Source organism: Microbacterium sp. CIAB417, from assembly GCF_022788845.1.
In genome coordinates, this window is the sequence record NZ_JAHZUT010000004.1 from 260,889 (window position 1) to 278,834 (window position 17,946).

The window sequence follows — 17,946 nt, forward strand, 5'->3', positions numbered from 1 at the left end:
GTCGAGACCGGCACCGCCTGTTCACCCGGCGGTCGCCTCCCGGCAACACGGGCGTGTCAGCATGCCCGCCGTGCGCACGCCCCTCGTCACCGTGATCCTGCCGGCGAAGGATGCCGCGCCGTACATCGGCACGACGCTGGAGACCCTGACGCGGCAGTTCGCCGATCGCGCCGCGCTCAAGCTCGTCGCGATCGATGACGGATCGACCGACGGCACCGGCGAGATCATGCGCGCGCACGCCGAGCGGTTCGCGCACGCCGAGGTGCTGTCGAACCCGCGGCCGGTCGGCCTCGCCACCGCCCGCAACCAGGGACTCGGCCACGTGGAGGGCGAGGCCTTCTGCTTCATCGACGGCGACGACTGGATGCAGCCGCGGCGGTTGGAGGTACTCGCCGAGCGGCTGCGCGACCTCGACTGCGACTTCCTGCGCACCGACCACGTGCGCGTCACCGGGGCCAAGCGGTCCCTCGTGCGCGCGCCCTTCGCGTGGCGCGGCGCCGTGGTCTCCCCGCGCGACGCGATCCTCCCCGCCGACGACACCACCATGGTCGACTATCCGTACGCCTGGGCCGGCATCTTCCACCGCCGCGTCATCGACCGCGGTCTCGCCGTGTTCGACGACGGGCTGTTCACGGCCGAGGACCGCCCCTGGATCTGGCGCCTGCACCTGCACGCGAAGAGCTTCTCGGTCGTCGACGCCCCGGCGCTGCTGTACCGCCGCGGACTCTCCACCTCGCTCAGCCAGGTGCGCGACCGGCGCCAGCTCGACTTCACCCGCGCGCTGTCGGCCGTGCTCGACACCGTGGAGCAGGATGCCGAGGCGGACCGGTTCCTTCCCAAGGCGGTGTGGACGGTGCTCGCGCTGAGCTCGCACCACCTGGTCCGGTCGCGCCGGATGGCCCCGCCGCTGCGACGGGACATGCGTCTGGCGATCCGCGACCTGCTCGCCCGGCTGCCGCAGGGGCAGGCGTCCGAGGCGCTGGCGCGATTGGACGGACCGCGTCGGCGGGTGCTGGCGCGCAGCCTGCGACGGGCGGGACGTGCCGCATGACCCGGCTGTTCCTGCTGCACAGCGCCTACGGCCTCGCCACCGCTGCGGCGGCGATCGACGAAGGGATCTTCGACGGCGAGCAGGAGAACGTGCTCCTCGCGGTCAACACCGCCCGCGTGCCCGAGACGACCACCGGAATCGACGTCCTCCCCGGACTCGCAGGGCTGCGCGCCCGGTTCGCGCGGGTGGAATCCCTCGACGAGCTGCTGTCGCCGCGGCATCCGAGCTCCTGGAAGCCGCCCTCCGCCGACGCACCCCTGCTCCGCCGACTGCTCACGCGCGTGTGGGGTCTGGACGACGACGTCGAGCTCTGCGTGCAGAGTCCGCAGGTGGCGCCCGCGCGCACCCTGCTGGGGCTGTTCCCCGACGCGCGCATCACCGTGGTGGGCGACGGACTGATGACGTACTCGCCGATCCGGGTCGCTCTCGGACGGACCACGGTCGAGCGGGTGGGACGCGTCGTGTATGCGGACGTCGCACCGGGTGTCGCGCCGCTCGTGTTCACCGAGGCGGGAGCCGCACGGGTGCCCGTGCTTCCCGCGCGCTTTCGCGCCGCTCTCGAGGAGACCGCCGCGGAGGACCCGCAACTCGACATGCTGGCCGACGGCACGCGCACGGCGCTCGTGCTCGGGCAGTACCTCGCCGCGCTCGGTCTCGTCTCGCCGGCCGAGGAGATCGCGATGCAGCAGGAGATGATCGATCGCGCGATGGCGGCCGATCCCGAGCGCATCGTCTTCAAGCCGCATCCGTCGGCGCCGCCTGCCGTCACGGACGCCCTGCGGCAACGGGTGCGCCGTCGTGGCGTCGCGTTCGCGGAGCACCGGGGGCCGACTGCGGCTGAGCTCGTCGCAGAACGTCTGGATGCGGCGGTCGTCGTGGCGGGATTCTCGACCGCGCTCCCCACGGTGAGCACCCTCTACGGGCGGCCGATCGCTTCGGCCGGCCTCGCCTCCGTGCTGCGGCGGCTGGAGCCCTACGAGAACAGCAATCGCGTGCCGGCGACGATCGTGGACGCGCTGACCAGGGAGCATTCCCCGTACCGCGAGCCCGCGCAGTTGCAGCTGCTCGTCGACGCGGTCGGGTATGCCATGCAGCCGCGCATCGCCGAGCACCTGCGTCCTCGCGCGGTGCAGCTCCTCGAAGGCCTGGATGCCGCGGAGCGGGACCGGTACTTCAGCCCGGCACGGCTGTCGGCCCTCGCACTGCCCGGTGCTCCCCGCGAGCGGATGATCCGTCGCGCGCTGCGATCCGGAGGCGGCGTGGGCCGCGTCGAGGAGCTGCGACTCACCATCGCCGGGGCGAGACGGCGCGCGGGGCGCGCGTGGAAGGCGGTCCGAGGACGATGAACGACAGCGCATCCACTCCGGACGGTGAGGCGTCGGACGCACCCCTGACCGTCGCGATCATCCCGGCTCGCGGCGGTTCCAAGCAGGTGCCGCGCAAGAACCTCCGGCGGGTCGGCGGTCGCCCGCTCGTCGAGCGCGCCGTGCGGGCGGCCGCCGCGGCATCAGACATCGACCTCGTCGTGGTGTCCACCGACGACGCCGAGATCGCCGCCGTCGCCGGCTCGGCAGGCGCCCGCGTCATCTCCCGGCCGGCCGAGATCTCCGGCGACACGGCGTCCTCGGAGAGCGCGATCCTGCATGCGCTGGACGAGCTCGAGCGGAGCGGCGTCCGCGTCGGGATCGTCGTGTTCGTGCAGGCGACGTCTCCGTTCATCCCGGCATCCGGGATCGACGAGGCGATCGCGCTGCTGCGGACGGGCCGCTTCGACAGCGTGTTCTCGGCGCACGAGACGTACGGGTTCTTCTGGCGACGCGACGAGGCCGGCGCGGCCGCCGCGATCAACCACGACGCCGCGCACCGGCCGCGCCGGCAGGACCGGGAACCGCACTACCTGGAGACCGGCGCGTTCTACGCCTTCGGTGCCGACGGTTTCCGGGAGGCCGGACACCGGTTCTTCGGCCGCATCGGGATCGTCGAGGTCCCGGAGCGGACCGCCGTCGAGATCGACGACGCGCACCAGTTGGCGGTGGCGTCCGCGGTCGCCGGGATCGTGGACGATGCACCGGCCGAGCACGTCCCCGTGCGCGCGGTCGTCACCGACTTCGACGGCGTGCACACCGACGACACGGCGCTCGTCGACGCCGAGGGCCGCGAGCACGTGCGCGTCAGCCGTGAGGACGGCATGGGCGTCTCGCTGCTCCGCCGCGCCGGCATCCCGATGCTGATCCTGTCGACCGAGACCAACACGGTCGTCCGCGCCCGCGCCGACAAGCTGCGCGTTCCCGTCCTGCACGGCATCGACGACAAGGCGGCCGCGCTCGCCGCATGGGCGGAGGGCGAGGGCATCGATCTCGCCGACATCGCGTACCTCGGCAACGACGTCAACGACCTCGGCGCCATGGCGATCGTCGGCTGGCCCGTCGCGGTCGCGAACGCCCATCCGCTGGTCCGGGAGCAGGCGAGGATCGTGCTGTCCCGCCGCGGCGGAGCCGGCGCGGTGCGCGAGCTCGTCGAGCGGGTGCTCCCGCGCTGACCGGGGCGGTGTCCGGGGCCTGGCGTCCTGGCGAGTGGTCTCTGGCCGCAATCCGTGCCGCTCAGAGCGCCGCGACGGATCTCCGGTCGCGATCCGTGCCGCTTCGCGCCCGGGATTCCGGCAGGAAGTGCGACCTGAGCGTGGGTGGGTGTCGGATACCGACACGAAGTGCGACCTGAGCGCCTACGGATGCCGGATGCCGACCGGAACTGCGACCGGAGCGGGGCCGCCCACCCGACAGCAGACGGACCACCGCGGGTAACCCGCCGGTCGCGTGACGTTCACCCCCGCGGCGTACCCAGGAGGGACGGGGGTTCCACGACTGGAGGACGACATGACCGTGAGCATCGGATCGCACGTGATCGGAGGCGGCCGGCCCGTCTACGTGATCGCCGAGATCGGCCTGAACCACAACGGCGACGTCGAGCTCGCCAAGCGACTCATCGACGTGGCCGCGCGCAGCGGCGCGGACGCGGTGAAGTTCCAGAAGCGCACGCCGGAGATCTCCACCCCCGAGCACATGCGAGACGTCCCCCGTGAGACGCCCTGGGGCACCATGACCTATCTCGAGTACCGCCGTCGCGTCGAGTTCGACCGCGAGCAGTACATCGAGATCGGCGACCACGCGACGATGCAGGGCCTGGACTGGTTCGCCTCGCCGTGGGACGTGCCGAGCGTGCACTTCCTCGAGGACCTGAACGTCGCGGCGCACAAGGTCGCCTCGGCGAGCCTCACCGACCTCGAACTGCTTGAGGCGCTGCGCGAGACCGGCAAGCCGGTCATCCTCTCCACCGGGATGTCGACGCTGGAGCAGATCGATCGCGCTCTGGAAGTGCTCGGAACGGACCGCGTGGTGCTCATGCACGCCACCTCGACCTACCCGATGGAGCCGGAGGAGGCGAACCTGCGGGTCATCGCCTCGCTGCGCGACCGCTACCCCGGCATCCCGGTCGGCTACTCCGGGCACGAGCGCGGACTGCAGATCTCCCTGGCGGCCGTCGCCATCGGCGCGGTCGCCGTCGAGCGGCACATCACGTTGGACCGGACGATGTGGGGCTCGGATCACGCCGCATCGCTCGAGCCCGGCGGACTCCACCACCTCGTGCGCGACATCCGCGTCATCGAGACGGCCCTGGGCGACGGCATCAAGCGCGTCTTCCCCGGCGAGCTGGCGCCGATGGCGAAGCTGCGTCGCGTTCCCGCATGAGTGCACGCCTGCGCGTCGTCGCGATCGCGGATGCCGACTCGTTCGTCAAGTGGTCGGCCTCGCTGTTGTCCGGTGTCGACGGCATCCGGCGGCACCTGCTGCTCGTGACGACGCCCCTGACGGTGAGCCGTGAGCAGGAGCGGACGGCGCTCGCCGGCACGAGCTTCACGGATGCCGAGGTCACCCGCCTGTCGTTCGACGAGGTGCGCGGATGGCTGGCGGGCCACGAGCCGGACGCCGTGGTGCTGGCCGGCCGCGGCCCGTTCGTGCGCCTTCTCGGAGGCGTGATCGACCGGCTCGAGCGACGCCCGGTCGTGATCGGCGGGCTCCCCGGCATGTCGATCCCGGCGCAGTGCGGAGCGCTGGACTATCGCCGGTACTGCGATCTGCTGGTGCTCCATTCGCATCGGGAGAAGCGGGCGTTCGCGGAGCTCGGCCGACGCATCGGCCTCGACGTGCCGCTCGCGCTGGCGACGCTCCCATACGCCGTCGAGCCGCGTCGCGCGGGCGTTCCCGACGAGGTCCTCGAGCACCGCGCGGCCTCTCGCCGATCGCTCGCTGAGCACGGGGCGGCCGCCCCCCATCCGCTCGTTGAGCGACGGGCGGCCGCCCCCCGTTCGCTCGCTGAGCACCGAGCGACCGCCCCCCGTTCGCTCGTTGAGCGACGAGCGGAGCGAGGAGTCGAAACGCGTCCCGCCCCGCACGCCGATCTCGCCCCCGCCGCAGACACCCGGCACGCGACAGGCACCGCCACGGCCGTCCTCACCCGCCCGTCCGCAACCCCGTCCGCAACCCCACCGGCGACACCGCCGCCGACCCGGCATCCGCAGGCGAACGATCTCGTGTTCGCCGCGCAGGCGATGGTTCCGGCCCAGCGGCACGAGCGCGCGGCGATCGCCGACATCCTCATCCGCGCCGCCAAGGCGGACCCGCGGCGCCGCGTCGTCGTGAAGCTGCGCTCGCGTCCGGGCGAGACCGAGACGCACCTCGAGCGGGACACGTACGTCGACCTGCTGACGAACCGGCCACCGAACCTGGTGTTCTCGTACCAGCCCATGACGGTGGCGCTCGAGCGCGCACAGGGACTGGTGACCCTGAGCTCGACCGCGGCGATCGAGGCGCTCGCCCTCGGTGTGCCGGTCATCGCGCTGGACACCTTCGGCGTGCACAAGTCGCTGCTGAACACCGTGTTCATCGGCAGCGGACTGCTCGGCGGCGCCGAAGAGGTGATCCGGCGCCGCTTCCGCCACCCGCACCCGGGCTGGCTGTGGGACAACTACTTCCACCCGGCATCCGAGTCGACGTGGTGGGAGGACGTCGAGGATCTCATCGCGCGGCGGCGGGCAGGTGAGCTTCCCGCGCGTCCGGTGCCCGCGGCGCGCGGCGGACGACTGCATGCCGCATGGCACCGAAAGAGCGTGCTCGGCTCGGCCGATCGCAGCGTCGCCGGCGCCGTCGCGCTCGCCGTCGGGACTCCGCTCGTGCGCGGCATCCTGTCCCGTCGCCGCGCGCTCGCCGACACCTGGTCCGAGACCGGGACGGACTACACGCTCGAGCCGACTCCGCACGTCGACCCGATCCGTCGCTGACGTCGCTCCGCGCGAAGCCGCGGCATCCGTTCGCGACACGCCCGGATCTCCGGTAGACTGCTGTGGTTGTCTGCCCGTCGGCATCCATCGGGTGCCGGGACAGACACGTGCAACACACCCTCCTGCTTCCGGGAAAGTCCCGGAAGCCGTTCTAGTCCGAAGGAGGTGGGTAAGTGACGCACCAGTACGAACTCATGGTCATTCTGACCCCCGAGATCGACGAGCGCCAGGTCGCCCCGACGCTGGACAAGTTCCTCAAGGTCATCACCAACGATGGTGGCACGGTGGACAAGGTCGACATCTGGGGCAAGCGCCGTCTGGCCTACGAGATCCAGAAGAAGAGCGAGGGCATCTACGCCGTCGTCAACTTCACCGCGACCAGCGAGGCCACGCAGGAGCTCGACCGTCAGCTGGGCCTGAACGAGCAGATCATGCGCACCAAGGTCCTGCGCGCCGAAGAGGCGCAGGCGATGGTCGCCGCTGAGGCCAAGCGCGCCGAGGAGAAGGCCGCCCGCAAGCCCAAGGCTGCGAAGGCGTAAGTCTCATGGCCGGCGAAACCGTCATCACCGTGGTGGGAAACCTCACGGCCGACCCCGAGCTGCGGTACACGCAGAACGGGCTGCCGGTGGCGAACTTCACCATCGCATCGACGCCGCGCACCTTCGATCGCCAGGCGAACGAGTGGAAGGACGGCGAAGCGCTGTTCCTCCGCGCGTCCGTGTGGCGCGAGTTCGCCGAGCACGTGGCGGGTTCGCTGACGAAGGGCATGCGCGTCATCGCGCAGGGTCGCCTCCGTCAGCGTTCCTACCAGGACCGTGAGGGCAACAACCGCACGGCCATCGAGCTCGAGGTCGATGAGATCGGCCCGTCGCTGCGGTACGCGACGGCGCAGGTCACGCGTGCGGCCTCCGGTGGCGGCGGTGGGCAGTCCCGCCCGCAGCAGCAGGTGTCCGAGGAGCCGTGGTCCACGCCCGGTTCGTCGACCAGCGCCGATGCCTGGAGCACTCCGGGCAGCTTCGGCGACGACACCCCCTTTTGAGCCGGGGCGGGTCACGGTCGCGAAGCGACCTTGACGCGCCAGCGGCTCAAGGTTGAGCGAGACCGCCGAAGGCGATCGAGTCGAAACCCTCGTCACAAAACCTCCGGATGCCGAGGCATCCGTCTTCATCACTAAGGAATATTCATGGCTGGAAAGTCGAGCGGCGACCGCCGCAAGCCGCGGAAGGGCGCGAAGAACGCCGCCCCCGCGAAGTCGATCCGGGTCGGCGTCATTGACTACAAGGACGTCGCGACCCTTCGCAAGTTCATCTCGGAGCGCGGCAAGATCCGTGCCCGTCGTATCACCGGTGTCTCCGTGCAGGAGCAGCGTCTGATCGCCAAGGCGATCAAGAACGCTCGCGAGATGGCTCTCCTGCCCTACGCCGGCGCTGGCCGCTGAGGGGTACCGACATGGCAAAGCTGATTCTCACGAACGAGGTCGCCGGGCTCGGAAGCGCCGGTGACGTGGTCGAGGTCAAGAACGGGTACGCCCGCAACTACCTCATCCCGCAGGGCTTCGCTACGGCGTGGACCCGCGGTGGCGAAAAGCAGGTCGAGCAGATCCAGGCCGCCCGCAAGGCGCGCGCGATCCACGACCGCGACGAGGCCGTGGCGCTCAAGGACAAGCTCGAGGGCACCAAGGTCCGCCTGGCCGTCAAGGCCGGCGCTGCCGGTCGCCTGTTCGGCTCGGTCAAGACCGCCGACATCGCGGATGCCGTCGAGGCCGCCGGTCTCGGCTCGATCGACAAGCGCAAGGTGCACATCACCAACGCCATCAAGGCGACCGGTGAGCACGAGGCCACGGTTCGTCTGCACGACGACGTGACCGCTGTCATCACGCTGCAGGTCGTCGCCGCCAAGTAAGGCGCGACACCGACGAACGCCGTCCTCCGCTCGGAGGGCGGCGTTCGTGCGTGTGGGCAGGTCGCACCGGTCGGACCGAGTGCTCGACGTGTCGGCGTCGCCGGATCGTGCACTCGACGGGATGCCGTGCGCTCGCGGTCACGAGGCGCGCAGCAGGCGGAGCAGAGCCGTCTCGGGGGACACGGTTCGGTCCAGGACGCGGCCCGCGCGAGCGGCCCGCAGCACCCGGGGATCGACATAACTGGCGCGGGCGACGGCCCGGGTGTTGCCGAGGGCCGCGGCGACGGCATCCACGGCGCGCCGCTCCCGCTCCTCCGCGCCCCCGCCGTCCTCCGCCGGATCGGCCAGGGCGAGCGCGGCGATGATCGTGCCGCGCAGGGTGCGCAGGTCCTTGGCGGTGAACGCATTGCCGGTGACCGAGGCGATGTAGGCATTGAGCTCGCCCGGCGTGACGGACCGCATGCGGCGCCCCGCCCGATAGCGCAGGATGAGGGCGCGCAGCGGCCGCGCCGGCTGAGCGCGGATCCAGACCCGGAGATCGTCGTCCTCGAACTCGACGAGCTGAGGCTGCCCGAGCTTGCCGGTGAACCGCAGGGAGATCGTCGCCCCGCGCAGGTGCAGGTCGCCCCAGCGCAGCGTCAGCAGTCCGCGGCTGCCGTATCGCCGCAGGTACCCGGGGGAACCGATGCGCACCGCTCCGCGATCGAGCATCCGGAACGCGGCGGCGAGGGTCCGTCGGCGGGGGTCGTCGCCGCGGAGATCCCGCGTCACGAGCGCGCGGGCGGTGGGCAGAGCCGCGGCGAGGTCCAGCGCCCGGTCGAACTTCTCTCCGTCCCGTCGGGTCCGCCAGCGCTCGTGGTAGAGGTACTGGCGACGACCGGCGACGTCCGTGCCGACCGCCTGGATGTGTCCGTCCGGGTCCGGGCTGATCCAGACGTGCGTCCACGCCGGCGGGATGACGAGGTCGGCGATCCGTCGGCGGGTGGCCTCATCGACCGGTCGCCCGTCGGCGTCCAGATATCGGAAGCGGCCACGTGCGCGCTGCCGGCGGATCCCGGGAGCGGTCGCGGGATCGACCCGGTGGATGCGTGCCATGCGGCCTCCTGTTCTGCTGCCAGGAGACCGGTTCGCGCCCGTATCGTCAACCCCTTGACGATACGGGCGCGTGACGGATGCCCCGAGAACGAACTCGGGACATCCGCCCGGGCGCGTGCGCGCTGCGCCGAGAAACGGCGGGGACCGGTGGGAAGCCGGCCGCACGGGCGCGCACGCTCCGGACGGGGTCCGACGGCTCCTCCCCCGAGGACGCCGAACCCGGTCCGGGGTCGGGCGCTACGCCGTACGGCGGCGCAGCAGGCAGGCTCCGAGAAGCAGGAAGAGCAACCCGATCGAGATCGCCGGCAGCACGGAACCCGCCCCGGTGGAGGCCAGCGCCTCAGCGCCGGAGATCGCGCTCACCGGAGCCGCCTGGCCGCCGGAGTGCGGAGGCGTGCTCGCGCCGGCGTCCGGAGTCGTGCCCGGATCTGTCCCAGGGTCTGTCCCGGGATCCGTTCCGGGGTCCGTGCCAGGGTCTGTCCCGGGATCCGTTCCCGGGTCCGTGCCGGGGTCTGTTCCCGGGTCGACGACCTCTGCCTCGCCGATGACGCCGATGGCGTTCCCGCCGATCGTGACGGGCGCGGTGATCGGTGCCACGACCTGGGTGCCGCCGAGGATCGATTCGAGTCCGGTGGTGACGGCATCCGTGCTCTGGCCGCCTGCAGGCGGCGCGCCGCTGCCTGCCGTGACCGTGCCGGTCCCGAGGACGCCGGCCGCGTTGCCGGCCACCGTCACGGGTGCGGTGACCGGTGCGACGACCTGCGTGCCGCCTCCGAGCGATCCTTCGCCGTCGGTGGTCGTGGCGGGGGCCGTCGACGGTGCGGCGGGCGTCGATTCGGCGCTGTCGTCGACGGTCGCGGTTCCGAGGACGCCGATGGCGTTGCCGGAGGCCGTGACGGGTGCCGTGATCGGTGCGACGACCTGGCTGCCGCCCAGGATCGCGTCCCCGCCATTCGTGGTCGCCTCCGCCTGCGGCGCGGCCGCCGAGGCGGCAGGCGCCGGTCCTTCCGCGGTGCTGTCACCGAGGACGGCGACGGCGTTGCCGCCGATCGTGACCGGTGCCGTGATCGGCGCCACGACCTGTGTCCCGCCGGCCGTGGAGTCCGTGCCGTCCGTCTCGGCCGAGACATCCGGAGACGGGGATGCCGGTGCCGCAGCATCCTCGTCTCCGCCCTGCTCGGCCTCGCTGGTGCCGAGCACCGAGACCGCGTTTCCGCTCACCGTGATGGGGGCGTTGACCTGGATCAGCCCCTGGGTGCCGCCGAGGAGAGCGTCGCTGCCGCTCGTCTCGACGAGGGGCTCCTCCGCCGCCGGAGCCGGGTCGGCTTGGGGGGCCGGGCTCTGCTCTGAGACCTGGGGCGTCTCTTGCTGGGGTACGGCGGCGGAGGTGCCGGCTTCGGAGGATCCGAGGACGCTCACCGCGACGTTCTGCACGGTGACCGGGACGTTCACCGTCACGACGGCCTGCGAACCGGATGCCGTGCCGGATGCGCCGTCGGTCGTGGCGGCGGGCTCCGGGGCGGGTGCCGGTGCGGGCGGGGACGCCTCGGATTCTTGGACTGTGGCGGTGCCGAGCACCGAGATCGCATTGTCGGCGATCGTGACAGGCGCCGTGACGGGCGCGACGGCCTGCGTTCCGGAGAGGAGACCGTCGTCTCCGTCCGTCTCAGCCGCGTTGGCGGCTGTCGCGCCGAGCAGGGTGATCCCCCCGGCGATGAGCACGCCCCAGAGGGCATGCCTGGTGATAGTGCGCATGATGAAACTCCTGACGGAAAAGTGATCGGGATGACGCGCGCAATGTGGGGTGTGCGCGCAGCACCGCATCGCCGTCCGCGGGGGACGACGTGATCACCGATCAGTCAGGAGAGACGTCGGTCTCCGCGACCGGAGACGACGGCAGGTCGTCAGCCGGGGCGGGGTGGAGCTGCTTCCCGGCACGAAGCAGCTCGGAGACGGCATCGCTCACGCGCGCGCCGTCCGTAGGGGATCCCCCGCCGTGACCGGCGGAGGACGTCGGTGCCGGGGCGGAACCCGGCGGAGAAGCGGAGGGAAGGCTCGCGGGCCCGTCGGTGCCGGCCTCGGCGGGCGCGGCGGCGACGCCGGAGATCTCGGCAGGCAGAGCGGCGGACGCCGCGGCATCCGCCACCGGCGCCGTCGCCCGGGAGGAAGTCGCAGACGACAGCACGACAGCGGGAAGCGGGTGGGTGCGCGGAGATGCCGGCACGACGACGGGCGTCTCGGGTGACGGGCCCGGAACGGTCGGGTGCGCGGGCATGAGACCGTCGACCACGCCGGGAACCGTGTCATCCAGGACGCCGCCGACCACGTCGGTCGTCTCGTCCACGACCGACACGACCTCGTCCAGGAGGCCGCCGAGGCCGGATTCCGCCACGATGCCCCCGACGATCGGCAACCCGGTGACGAGGTCGAGGACGGGTTCCGTGATCCGCGACACCGGGTCGTCCTGCACCAGATCCGTGACCGGCGCGGTCACGGCGGTCACGGCGTCCCCGGCGGTCTCGAGCACGGGGGCGGCGACGTCGCCGGCGACGGGAACCTCTGCGACGGTGTCGGTGACGGTGTCGACGACTTCGGGCACGCTGGACGTGACGGGTTCCGCGACGTCCTCCACCGCGGGCTTGACCACCTGAGTGACCACGGGCTTGACGACCTGGGTGACGACCGGCTTCACGACCTGGGTGACAACCGGCTCGACGGCCGCGGCGACCGGTTCGGTGACCGTGCCGAGCGTGTCAGCGACGCCGGTCACGAGCGACGTGAGGGGCGCGCGGGGAGCATCCGGCTCCTCATCCGCAGCGTGTGCGGTCCCGGTGCCGGTCAGGAGGGTGATGCCCGCCCACGCGAGGACGCCGAACGCACCCCACAGGACGCCGGAAGACAGGCGGCGTCGAGCTGATGTCGCGGGCACGTTCACCTCCCCCTCCGAAGGAAAACGCTGTCGACGCACCCTGCGCCGATGCGCCGAGACTACTCCGAGGGTCGGATGCGTGTCCAGAGCGTCTTCGTGTGTTTCGCGGCGTGTCGCGCGGTGACGCGCCCGGCAGGATCCGGACTTGACTTTCCCCAGGTTGTACACATGTCGACCGCGGAGGGGAAACCTTAAACCGGCTCTTGAAACTGAATCTCATCCACAGGCTGGGGACTGCGAAAAGTCCCGGTCCAGGCGCATAAAAAAGTGCCCTGAAACTGTGTTTCACAGGCTTATCCACAATCGTTCTACACAGACACTCCGACGTTCTCCGCAAGCTCTCCACAGAGTTATCCACAGGGCGTCTTGCATGTGGACAACGGCGCTTCTAGCGTTATCGGGCGACGCGATGTCCGAGGTGGGTGGTTCGCTGTGTTCCGCCGGCGGATGCCGTCGCCGCAGGGCTTCGGGCCCGCACCGTCCACCGCACCGAAGGGAGCCCTGTGTCGATCGCCGACATCTCGGAAGAGCGCCTCGGGGCACAGCGGCCGCCGGAGCGGACGCCGCCTCATGACCTGCTCGCCGAGCAGAGCGCTCTGGGCGGCATGCTCCTGTCGAAGGATGCTGTGGCCGACGTCATCGAGACGCTCAAAGGCGCCGACTTCTACGTTCCCAAGCACGAGCTGATCTACGAGGCCATCCTCTCGCTGTACTCCCACGGCGAGCCGACCGACGTCGTCGCGGTGACGGACGAGCTCATCAAGACCGGCGAGCTCGGCCGGGCCGGCGGTGCCGACTACCTGCACACGCTCACCTCGATCGTGCCGACCGCGGCGAACGCCGGGTACTACGCCGGCATCGTCTCGGAGCGTGCGATCCTGCGCCGCCTGGTCGACGCCGGAACGCGGATCGTCCAACTCGGCTACGACGGCCAGGGCGACGCCACGGACCTCGTGAACAACGCGCAGGCCGAGATCTACTCGGTGACCGGATCCGAGACGGCCGAGGACTACGTCCCGCTGACCGTCGCGGTGGATGCCGCGGTCGAGGAGATCGAGGCGGCCAGCGGCCGAGACGGGTCGATGACCGGCATCCCGACCGGCTTCAAGGAACTGGACGAGCTCACCAACGGCCTGCACGGCGGGCAGATGATCGTCGTCGCGGCGCGGCCCGCCATGGGCAAGTCGACGCTGGCCCTGGACTTCGCCCGCGCCGCGTCGATCGGGCACAACGAGCCGTCGATCTTCTTCTCGCTCGAGATGGGCAAGGCCGAGATCGCGATGCGCCTGCTCAGCGCCGAGGGCGCGGTGCCGCTGCAGAACCTCCGCAAGGGCACGCTCGACCCCCGCGACTGGACCACCGTCGCCGCGACCCGCGGCCGCATCAACGACGCGCCGCTGTACATCGACGACAGCCCGAACATGACGCTCGTCGAGATCCGCGCCAAGTGCCGACGCCTCAAGCAGCGCGCCGGCCTCAAGATGGTGATCATCGACTACCTCCAGCTCATGACGAGCGGCAAGCGCGTCGAATCGCGTCAGCAGGAGGTCTCGGAATTCTCGCGAAGCCTGAAGCTCATCGCCAAGGAGCTGCAGGTTCCCGTGATCGCCCTGTCCCAGCTGAACCGAGGACCGGAGCAGCGCCAGGACAAGAAGCCCGCGATCAGCGATCTGCGCGAATCGGGCTCGATCGAGCAGGACGCCGACATGGTCATCCTGCTGCACCGCGACTCCGTCTACGACAAGGATGTGCGCCCCGGCGAGGCCGACCTGATCGTCGCCAAGCACCGCAACGGCCCGACCGCGACGATCCAGGTGGCGTTCCAGGGCCACTACTCGCGCTTCGCGGACATGGCACCCGGCGACTTCGGCGGCGGTGGCGGCGACTTCAACTAGGGCACCAGCTCAGTTTGACGCCGCTCAGAGCAGGTCGTTCTCCGCTTCTTCGATGAGGCCGCTCCACCATGAGTCCGGCCCGGTCGCGGTGCTGTCGATGGCGTGCAGCCGCTTTCGGAGCCTCCTCAGCCGTGTGCGGTGAGAGAGCCCATTGCCTGCGAGGATGCGAGGACGAACCTGCCCCTCCCGGAAAGCACGAAGACGCTCAGCGGCCTGTTCAGCCGTCATCGTCACCGGCGTCGGGGCAGGCGGCCCGGAGCTCAGATACTCCGCGAAAGCCTCAAGGAAGCCTTCGGTGGCTCGCCGGTCGCGGTTGAGCGGTAAGCACTCGCCTGTCGCAACGTCATACACCGATGTCGTCCCGTCACTGTCCTCCATGACCAGGAACTCTCCATCGTGGACACTGCCGATCTCGCGCGTTCCGGAAACGACGTCTGCGCTCACTGTCGCCGGGTACAGGCGGATACCGAACAGATGCTCCTCGCGCACGTCCAAGACTCTATCGGGGATGGACCGCAACAACTTCAGCCCCGCAGTACCACCTTGATCAACGCACCCTGCGCCCGCGCCCGCTCGAACCGGCCCGCACTCGAGGCGAAACGCCCCGGACCGAGCCGCATCGCTGTCAGGTGCGCAGCAGCCCGTCGTCGCTGCGGTTCCGACGGGCGATGACGAGCGCGACCGCGCCCGTCACGATGCTCGCTCCCAGCAGCCAGGGCGCCGCCGCGTCGAGCGTGTGGGCGAACGGCGAGGCGTACCAGGACAGGGGCAGCGGAAGGTTGGTGCGACCCTGGGCGTGCGCGGCAGCGAGGTCGAACCGGAGGTCCCAGGCCGGCACCCGCTCGTCGGTGGAGGTGTTCTGGTTGTAGGCGGGGAAGATCCGCGACACGGTGGCGTCATCGACCTTCACGACCTCGTCGGAGGTGCCCTGAGCCGCCGTGCGGTGTCCGAAGCTGTCCGTGGTCTCCGGCAGCGCGCCGCCGCCCTCGTACTCGCGGTAGAAAGCGATGGGATCGTGGAACTCGACGACCTCGCCGGTGGCATCCGCGCCCGCGCCACGCACGACTCGGCCCGCGGGCAGTTCCTCGCCGGGAATCCGGATGGCGGTGTCGGCGTCTATGGGGACCTCGTCGGTCACGCGCGAATCCGGGCCGATCGCGGTGAGGCGGATGAGCTCGGCGTCGACGCGGGCGATCGTCCCGCGGTCATGAGACCGAAGCCGACAGCCGCGAGCCCGCATGCGGCGGCGATCACGAGTGCGGCTCGGCGCCGACTCCTCGACGGGGCGCGTGTCATCGGTACTCCTGGGAAGCGGTGGGCCCTCAGTCTTTCACGGCCGCCCCGGGCCGCCGTGGAAGCGCCGCCCTGTCGGAGGCCGGGATGCCGGGTGGCCTTCCGCTCCCACCCGACGCCGACCTAGACTCCTGCGCGGGGCCAAGGAGGCAACGATGGCGAAGCTGACGATCGACTTCATCTGCTCCCTCGACGGGTACGGCGCGGCCGAGGGATGGCCGGGGCTGTGGGGCATCGAGGGTCCCGAGTACCTGTCGTGGCTCGACACCTCACCGGAGAAGGATGATCCTCTCCTCATGGGAGCGACGACCTATCGCCTCATGTCGGAGCTGACCGCGAGCGGCGAGCCGGGAACGGATGTGCTCGATCCGATCCGGAAGTACGTGTTCTCCTCCTCGCTCGAGGAGCCTCTGTCCTGGGAGAACTCCACGCTGGTCCGCACGGACGCGATCGAGTTCGTGCGGAACCTCAAGCGCGAATCGGACCGCCCGCTGCGCACGCTCGGCAGCGTGGCGCTGTGCCGTTCGCTGCTGGAGGCAGGCCTCGTCGATCGGTACCGCGTCGTGATCTTCCCCGTCATCACCGGCGCGACCGGACGCGATCGCATCTTCGACGGCTACCCCGATGTGCGCCTCGAGCTCGTCGAATCGCGCACCTTCGACGGGCGCCGTCCACGAGGGGGTCCGTCATCGGGATGCTCTCGCTCTTGCGGACGAATCGGCGCGTGCCCGCGGCATCCGGGAACGCGTACGTGACCGTCGTCAGGATCGCACTCGCCTCGGTCGCCGGCAGGGTGTACCCCTTGTTCGTGACCACGCCGGTCACGGGGCGGGAGGTGCGCATGATCTCGTCGTCGAGGGCCCGGCGCCGCAGCCGGGAGCCGCGCGCGAACAGGGCGAGGCCGAGGAGCAGCACGCCCAGGATGCCGAGCAGCACGACGCCCAGGTTCGCGGCGGGAGCCTGAACCCACGCCGGTGGCGGAGCCGCCACGCTGAGGCCGGCCGCCGCGCCGAGCGCCGCCAGCCCCAGAGGTGCCATGAGGCCCGGCAGGCCGGGGTTGCGGAGGGAGAGCGCCGCCCATCGCATGATCGCGAAGACGGTCGCCCCGGTGCCGGGGAAGGCGATCACGAGCGCGACGACGCTGGTGCCGTCGAAGACGTCGTCCATCGCGTTGGCCACCATCCCGCTCATGGCGATCGTCGCGAGCGCGGGCTGCAGGAAGGCGACGAGAGCGGGGAGGACGAGACGACCCGCGGTCGGCACCTCGGCATCCCGTCGCCGTCGTTCCGCGTCCGGATCGGTGAGGCTCATGACTCCATCAGAGCACGCCGTCGAACTACCGATCACGGCTCCGGGGGAGGACGCTGCAGGATGGAGGCAGGCTTCCCCGGACGTTCACCCGCGGTTCACGGTCGACGCGCCGGTGCCCCTCCGTCTCGCGGAGACGCCACCGACTCCCGCGTCACCAGCACCGGGTCGAGAACGATCCGTCGAGGATCGCGTCGCCCGTCGAGCTGCTCCATCAGGAGTTCGACGGTGGCGCGCGCCTTCTCGGCGATGTCCTGACGCACGGTCGTGAGAGACGGCGTCACCATGTCGGCCATGGGCAGGTCGTCGAAGCCGACGAGCGAGAAGTCCTCCGGGACGCGGATGCCGCGGCGTGCGAAGGCCTTGATGAGGCCGATCGCGAGGATGTCGGCCGTCACCACGGCAGCGGTGAACCCCGCGGAATGCTCGAGCAGGTCGTCGGCCGCGGCATCCGCATCCGCGAACGTGAGATTCGCGATCACGCGCATCCCGTCCGGGTCGATGCCTTCGCCCGCCAGCGCGCGCGAGAAGCCGGCGAACCGCGCGTTGATGACGCCCGCGCTCGTCGCCCCCGGGCCGACGAAGGCGATCGATCGGTGACCCGCCGCGAGCAGGTGCCGGGTCGCCTCGTGACTGCCGAGAGCGTCGTCGATGCCGACCGTCGAGACGGCGGCATCCGTGTACGCGTCGATGAACACCATCGGGACGTCCTGATGGCTCCGCAGTTGCTCGACCTCGTCCGCGAGCACGCCGAGGAAGACGGCGCCGTCCACGTTCCACGATCGCAGGCGCCGCGCCGTGTCGGCCGCATCCGTCGCCGCGTGGATCATGAGATGCTTGCCGGCCGCACTGACGTGCCGCTCGATCTCGCCGAGCAGCATCGCGTCATGCGGGTTCGACAGGCCGAGATCTCCCTCGGCCGCCGCGTAGTACACGAGCGAGATGATCTCGCTCCGGGCGACGGAGAGCGATCGGGCGGCGGCGCTGGGCTGATAGTTCAGCTCGGCTGCGGCATCCAGGACCTTCTTCTTCGTCGCCGCGGAGACCCGTTCGTCCCGGCCGTTGAGCACGTTCGACACGGTCATCTTCGACACCCCGCACACGCGGGCGATGTCCGCGATCGTCACCATGTCGGATC

At 70.8% G+C, this 17,946-nt stretch carries 17 protein-coding genes; 11 read left to right on the forward strand and 6 right to left on the reverse strand.

Annotated features, from left to right (window positions below; translation table 11 throughout):
• Positions 1 to 61 precede the first annotated feature (61 nt).
• From KYX17_RS18680 to rplI, 9 genes are all read left to right on the forward strand, one after another.
• Positions 62 to 1,051: a glycosyltransferase family 2 protein gene (locus KYX17_RS18680; RefSeq protein WP_243228462.1), complete on the forward strand. Its 990-nt coding sequence runs from the start codon at positions 62 to 64 to the stop codon at positions 1,049 to 1,051.
• The gene (locus KYX17_RS18685; protein ID WP_243228463.1) at positions 1,048 to 2,397 is read left to right on the forward strand and encodes an alpha-2,8-polysialyltransferase family protein; all 1,350 of its coding nucleotides are present in this window, start codon (positions 1,048 to 1,050) and stop codon (positions 2,395 to 2,397) included. Before KYX17_RS18680 ends, KYX17_RS18685 begins: the two co-directional genes overlap by 4 nt.
• The gene (locus tag KYX17_RS18690) at positions 2,394 to 3,590 is read left to right on the forward strand and encodes an acylneuraminate cytidylyltransferase (RefSeq protein WP_243228464.1); all 1,197 of its coding nucleotides are present in this window, start codon (positions 2,394 to 2,396) and stop codon (positions 3,588 to 3,590) included. The genes KYX17_RS18685 and KYX17_RS18690 overlap by 4 nt, the downstream gene beginning before the upstream one ends.
• A gap of 334 nt (positions 3,591 to 3,924) precedes the next feature.
• The gene (locus tag KYX17_RS18695) at positions 3,925 to 4,797 is read left to right on the forward strand and encodes an N-acetylneuraminate synthase family protein (protein WP_243228465.1); all 873 of its coding nucleotides are present in this window, start codon (positions 3,925 to 3,927) and stop codon (positions 4,795 to 4,797) included.
• Entirely contained in the window at positions 4,794 to 6,386 is a 1,593-nt protein-coding gene (locus KYX17_RS18700) for a DUF6716 putative glycosyltransferase (RefSeq protein ID WP_243228466.1), read from the forward strand. Before KYX17_RS18695 ends, KYX17_RS18700 begins: the two co-directional genes overlap by 4 nt.
• Positions 6,387 to 6,559: 173 nt before the next feature.
• Positions 6,560 to 6,925 (forward strand): 30S ribosomal protein S6, encoded by a 366-nt coding sequence (gene rpsF, locus KYX17_RS18705; RefSeq protein ID WP_120227097.1) that lies wholly within the window; start codon positions 6,560 to 6,562, stop codon positions 6,923 to 6,925.
• Positions 6,926 to 6,930: 5 nt separating this feature from the next.
• The gene (locus KYX17_RS18710) at positions 6,931 to 7,425 is read left to right on the forward strand and encodes a single-stranded DNA-binding protein (RefSeq protein ID WP_243228467.1); all 495 of its coding nucleotides are present in this window, start codon (positions 6,931 to 6,933) and stop codon (positions 7,423 to 7,425) included.
• 144 nt (positions 7,426 to 7,569) lie between these two features.
• Positions 7,570 to 7,824, forward strand: coding sequence for a 30S ribosomal protein S18 (gene rpsR / locus KYX17_RS18715; protein ID WP_040168021.1), 255 nt, complete (start codon positions 7,570 to 7,572; stop codon positions 7,822 to 7,824).
• An 11-nt stretch (positions 7,825 to 7,835) separates the two neighbouring features.
• Positions 7,836 to 8,288, forward strand: coding sequence for a 50S ribosomal protein L9 (gene rplI, locus KYX17_RS18720; protein WP_243228468.1), 453 nt, complete (start codon positions 7,836 to 7,838; stop codon positions 8,286 to 8,288).
• 138 nt (positions 8,289 to 8,426) lie between these two features.
• Here rplI and KYX17_RS18725 read toward each other — a convergent pair whose 3' ends face one another.
• The 3 genes from KYX17_RS18725 to KYX17_RS18735 all read right to left on the reverse strand — a co-directional run bounded on the left by KYX17_RS18725 (position 8,427) and on the right by KYX17_RS18735 (position 12,312).
• Positions 8,427 to 9,383, reverse strand: coding sequence for a DNA topoisomerase IB (locus KYX17_RS18725; RefSeq protein ID WP_243228469.1), 957 nt, complete (start codon positions 9,381 to 9,383; stop codon positions 8,427 to 8,429).
• A gap of 237 nt (positions 9,384 to 9,620) precedes the next feature.
• The gene (locus KYX17_RS18730) at positions 9,621 to 11,138 is read right to left on the reverse strand and encodes a hypothetical protein (protein WP_243228470.1); all 1,518 of its coding nucleotides are present in this window, start codon (positions 11,136 to 11,138) and stop codon (positions 9,621 to 9,623) included.
• 100 nt (positions 11,139 to 11,238) lie between these two features.
• Complete coding sequence (locus KYX17_RS18735) at positions 11,239 to 12,312, reverse strand: hypothetical protein (protein WP_243228471.1); 1,074 nt, start codon at positions 12,310 to 12,312, stop codon at positions 11,239 to 11,241.
• Between the two features lie 503 nt (positions 12,313 to 12,815).
• Here KYX17_RS18735 and dnaB point away from each other — a divergent pair.
• Positions 12,816 to 14,207: a replicative DNA helicase gene (gene dnaB / locus KYX17_RS18740; protein WP_243228472.1), complete on the forward strand. Its 1,392-nt coding sequence runs from the start codon at positions 12,816 to 12,818 to the stop codon at positions 14,205 to 14,207.
• A gap of 24 nt (positions 14,208 to 14,231) precedes the next feature.
• Here dnaB and KYX17_RS18745 read toward each other — a convergent pair whose 3' ends face one another.
• On the reverse strand, positions 14,232 to 14,696 hold the full coding sequence (locus tag KYX17_RS18745; RefSeq protein WP_243228473.1) for a hypothetical protein: 465 nt from the start codon (positions 14,694 to 14,696) through the stop codon (positions 14,232 to 14,234).
• 136 nt (positions 14,697 to 14,832) lie between these two features.
• On the reverse strand, positions 14,833 to 15,345 hold the full coding sequence (locus KYX17_RS18750) for a hypothetical protein (RefSeq protein WP_243228474.1): 513 nt from the start codon (positions 15,343 to 15,345) through the stop codon (positions 14,833 to 14,835).
• A gap of 310 nt (positions 15,346 to 15,655) precedes the next feature.
• Between KYX17_RS18750 and KYX17_RS18755 the strand changes: the two genes are divergently transcribed.
• Entirely contained in the window at positions 15,656 to 16,255 is a 600-nt protein-coding gene (locus tag KYX17_RS18755; RefSeq protein WP_243228475.1) for a dihydrofolate reductase family protein, read from the forward strand.
• 651 nt (positions 16,256 to 16,906) lie between these two features.
• On the opposite strand, the gene KYX17_RS18760 is transcribed toward KYX17_RS18755, so the two are convergent.
• Positions 16,907 to 17,938 (reverse strand): LacI family DNA-binding transcriptional regulator, encoded by a 1,032-nt coding sequence (locus KYX17_RS18760; RefSeq protein ID WP_243228476.1) that lies wholly within the window; start codon positions 17,936 to 17,938, stop codon positions 16,907 to 16,909.
• Positions 17,939 to 17,946: the final 8 nt, after the last annotated feature.

Coding starts and splice junctions, on each gene's coding strand:
- KYX17_RS18695 (WP_243228465.1), top strand. CDS start 3,925: ATGACCGTGAGCATCGGATCGCACGTGATCGGAGGCGGCCGGCCCGTC.
- rpsR (WP_040168021.1), top strand. CDS start 7,570: ATGGCTGGAAAGTCGAGCGGCGACCGCCGCAAGCCGCGGAAGGGCGCG.
- KYX17_RS18680 (WP_243228462.1), top strand. CDS start 62: ATGCCCGCCGTGCGCACGCCCCTCGTCACCGTGATCCTGCCGGCGAAG.
- rplI (WP_243228468.1), top strand. CDS start 7,836: ATGGCAAAGCTGATTCTCACGAACGAGGTCGCCGGGCTCGGAAGCGCC.
- KYX17_RS18760 (WP_243228476.1), bottom strand. CDS start 17,938: ATGGTGACGATCGCGGACATCGCCCGCGTGTGCGGGGTGTCGAAGATG.
- KYX17_RS18725 (WP_243228469.1), bottom strand. CDS start 9,383: ATGGCACGCATCCACCGGGTCGATCCCGCGACCGCTCCCGGGATCCGC.
- KYX17_RS18700 (WP_243228466.1), top strand. CDS start 4,794: ATGAGTGCACGCCTGCGCGTCGTCGCGATCGCGGATGCCGACTCGTTC.
- KYX17_RS18730 (WP_243228470.1), bottom strand. CDS start 11,138: ATGCGCACTATCACCAGGCATGCCCTCTGGGGCGTGCTCATCGCCGGG.
- KYX17_RS18755 (WP_243228475.1), top strand. CDS start 15,656: ATGGCGAAGCTGACGATCGACTTCATCTGCTCCCTCGACGGGTACGGC.
- KYX17_RS18690 (WP_243228464.1), top strand. CDS start 2,394: ATGAACGACAGCGCATCCACTCCGGACGGTGAGGCGTCGGACGCACCC.
- KYX17_RS18710 (WP_243228467.1), top strand. CDS start 6,931: ATGGCCGGCGAAACCGTCATCACCGTGGTGGGAAACCTCACGGCCGAC.
- KYX17_RS18685 (WP_243228463.1), top strand. CDS start 1,048: ATGACCCGGCTGTTCCTGCTGCACAGCGCCTACGGCCTCGCCACCGCT.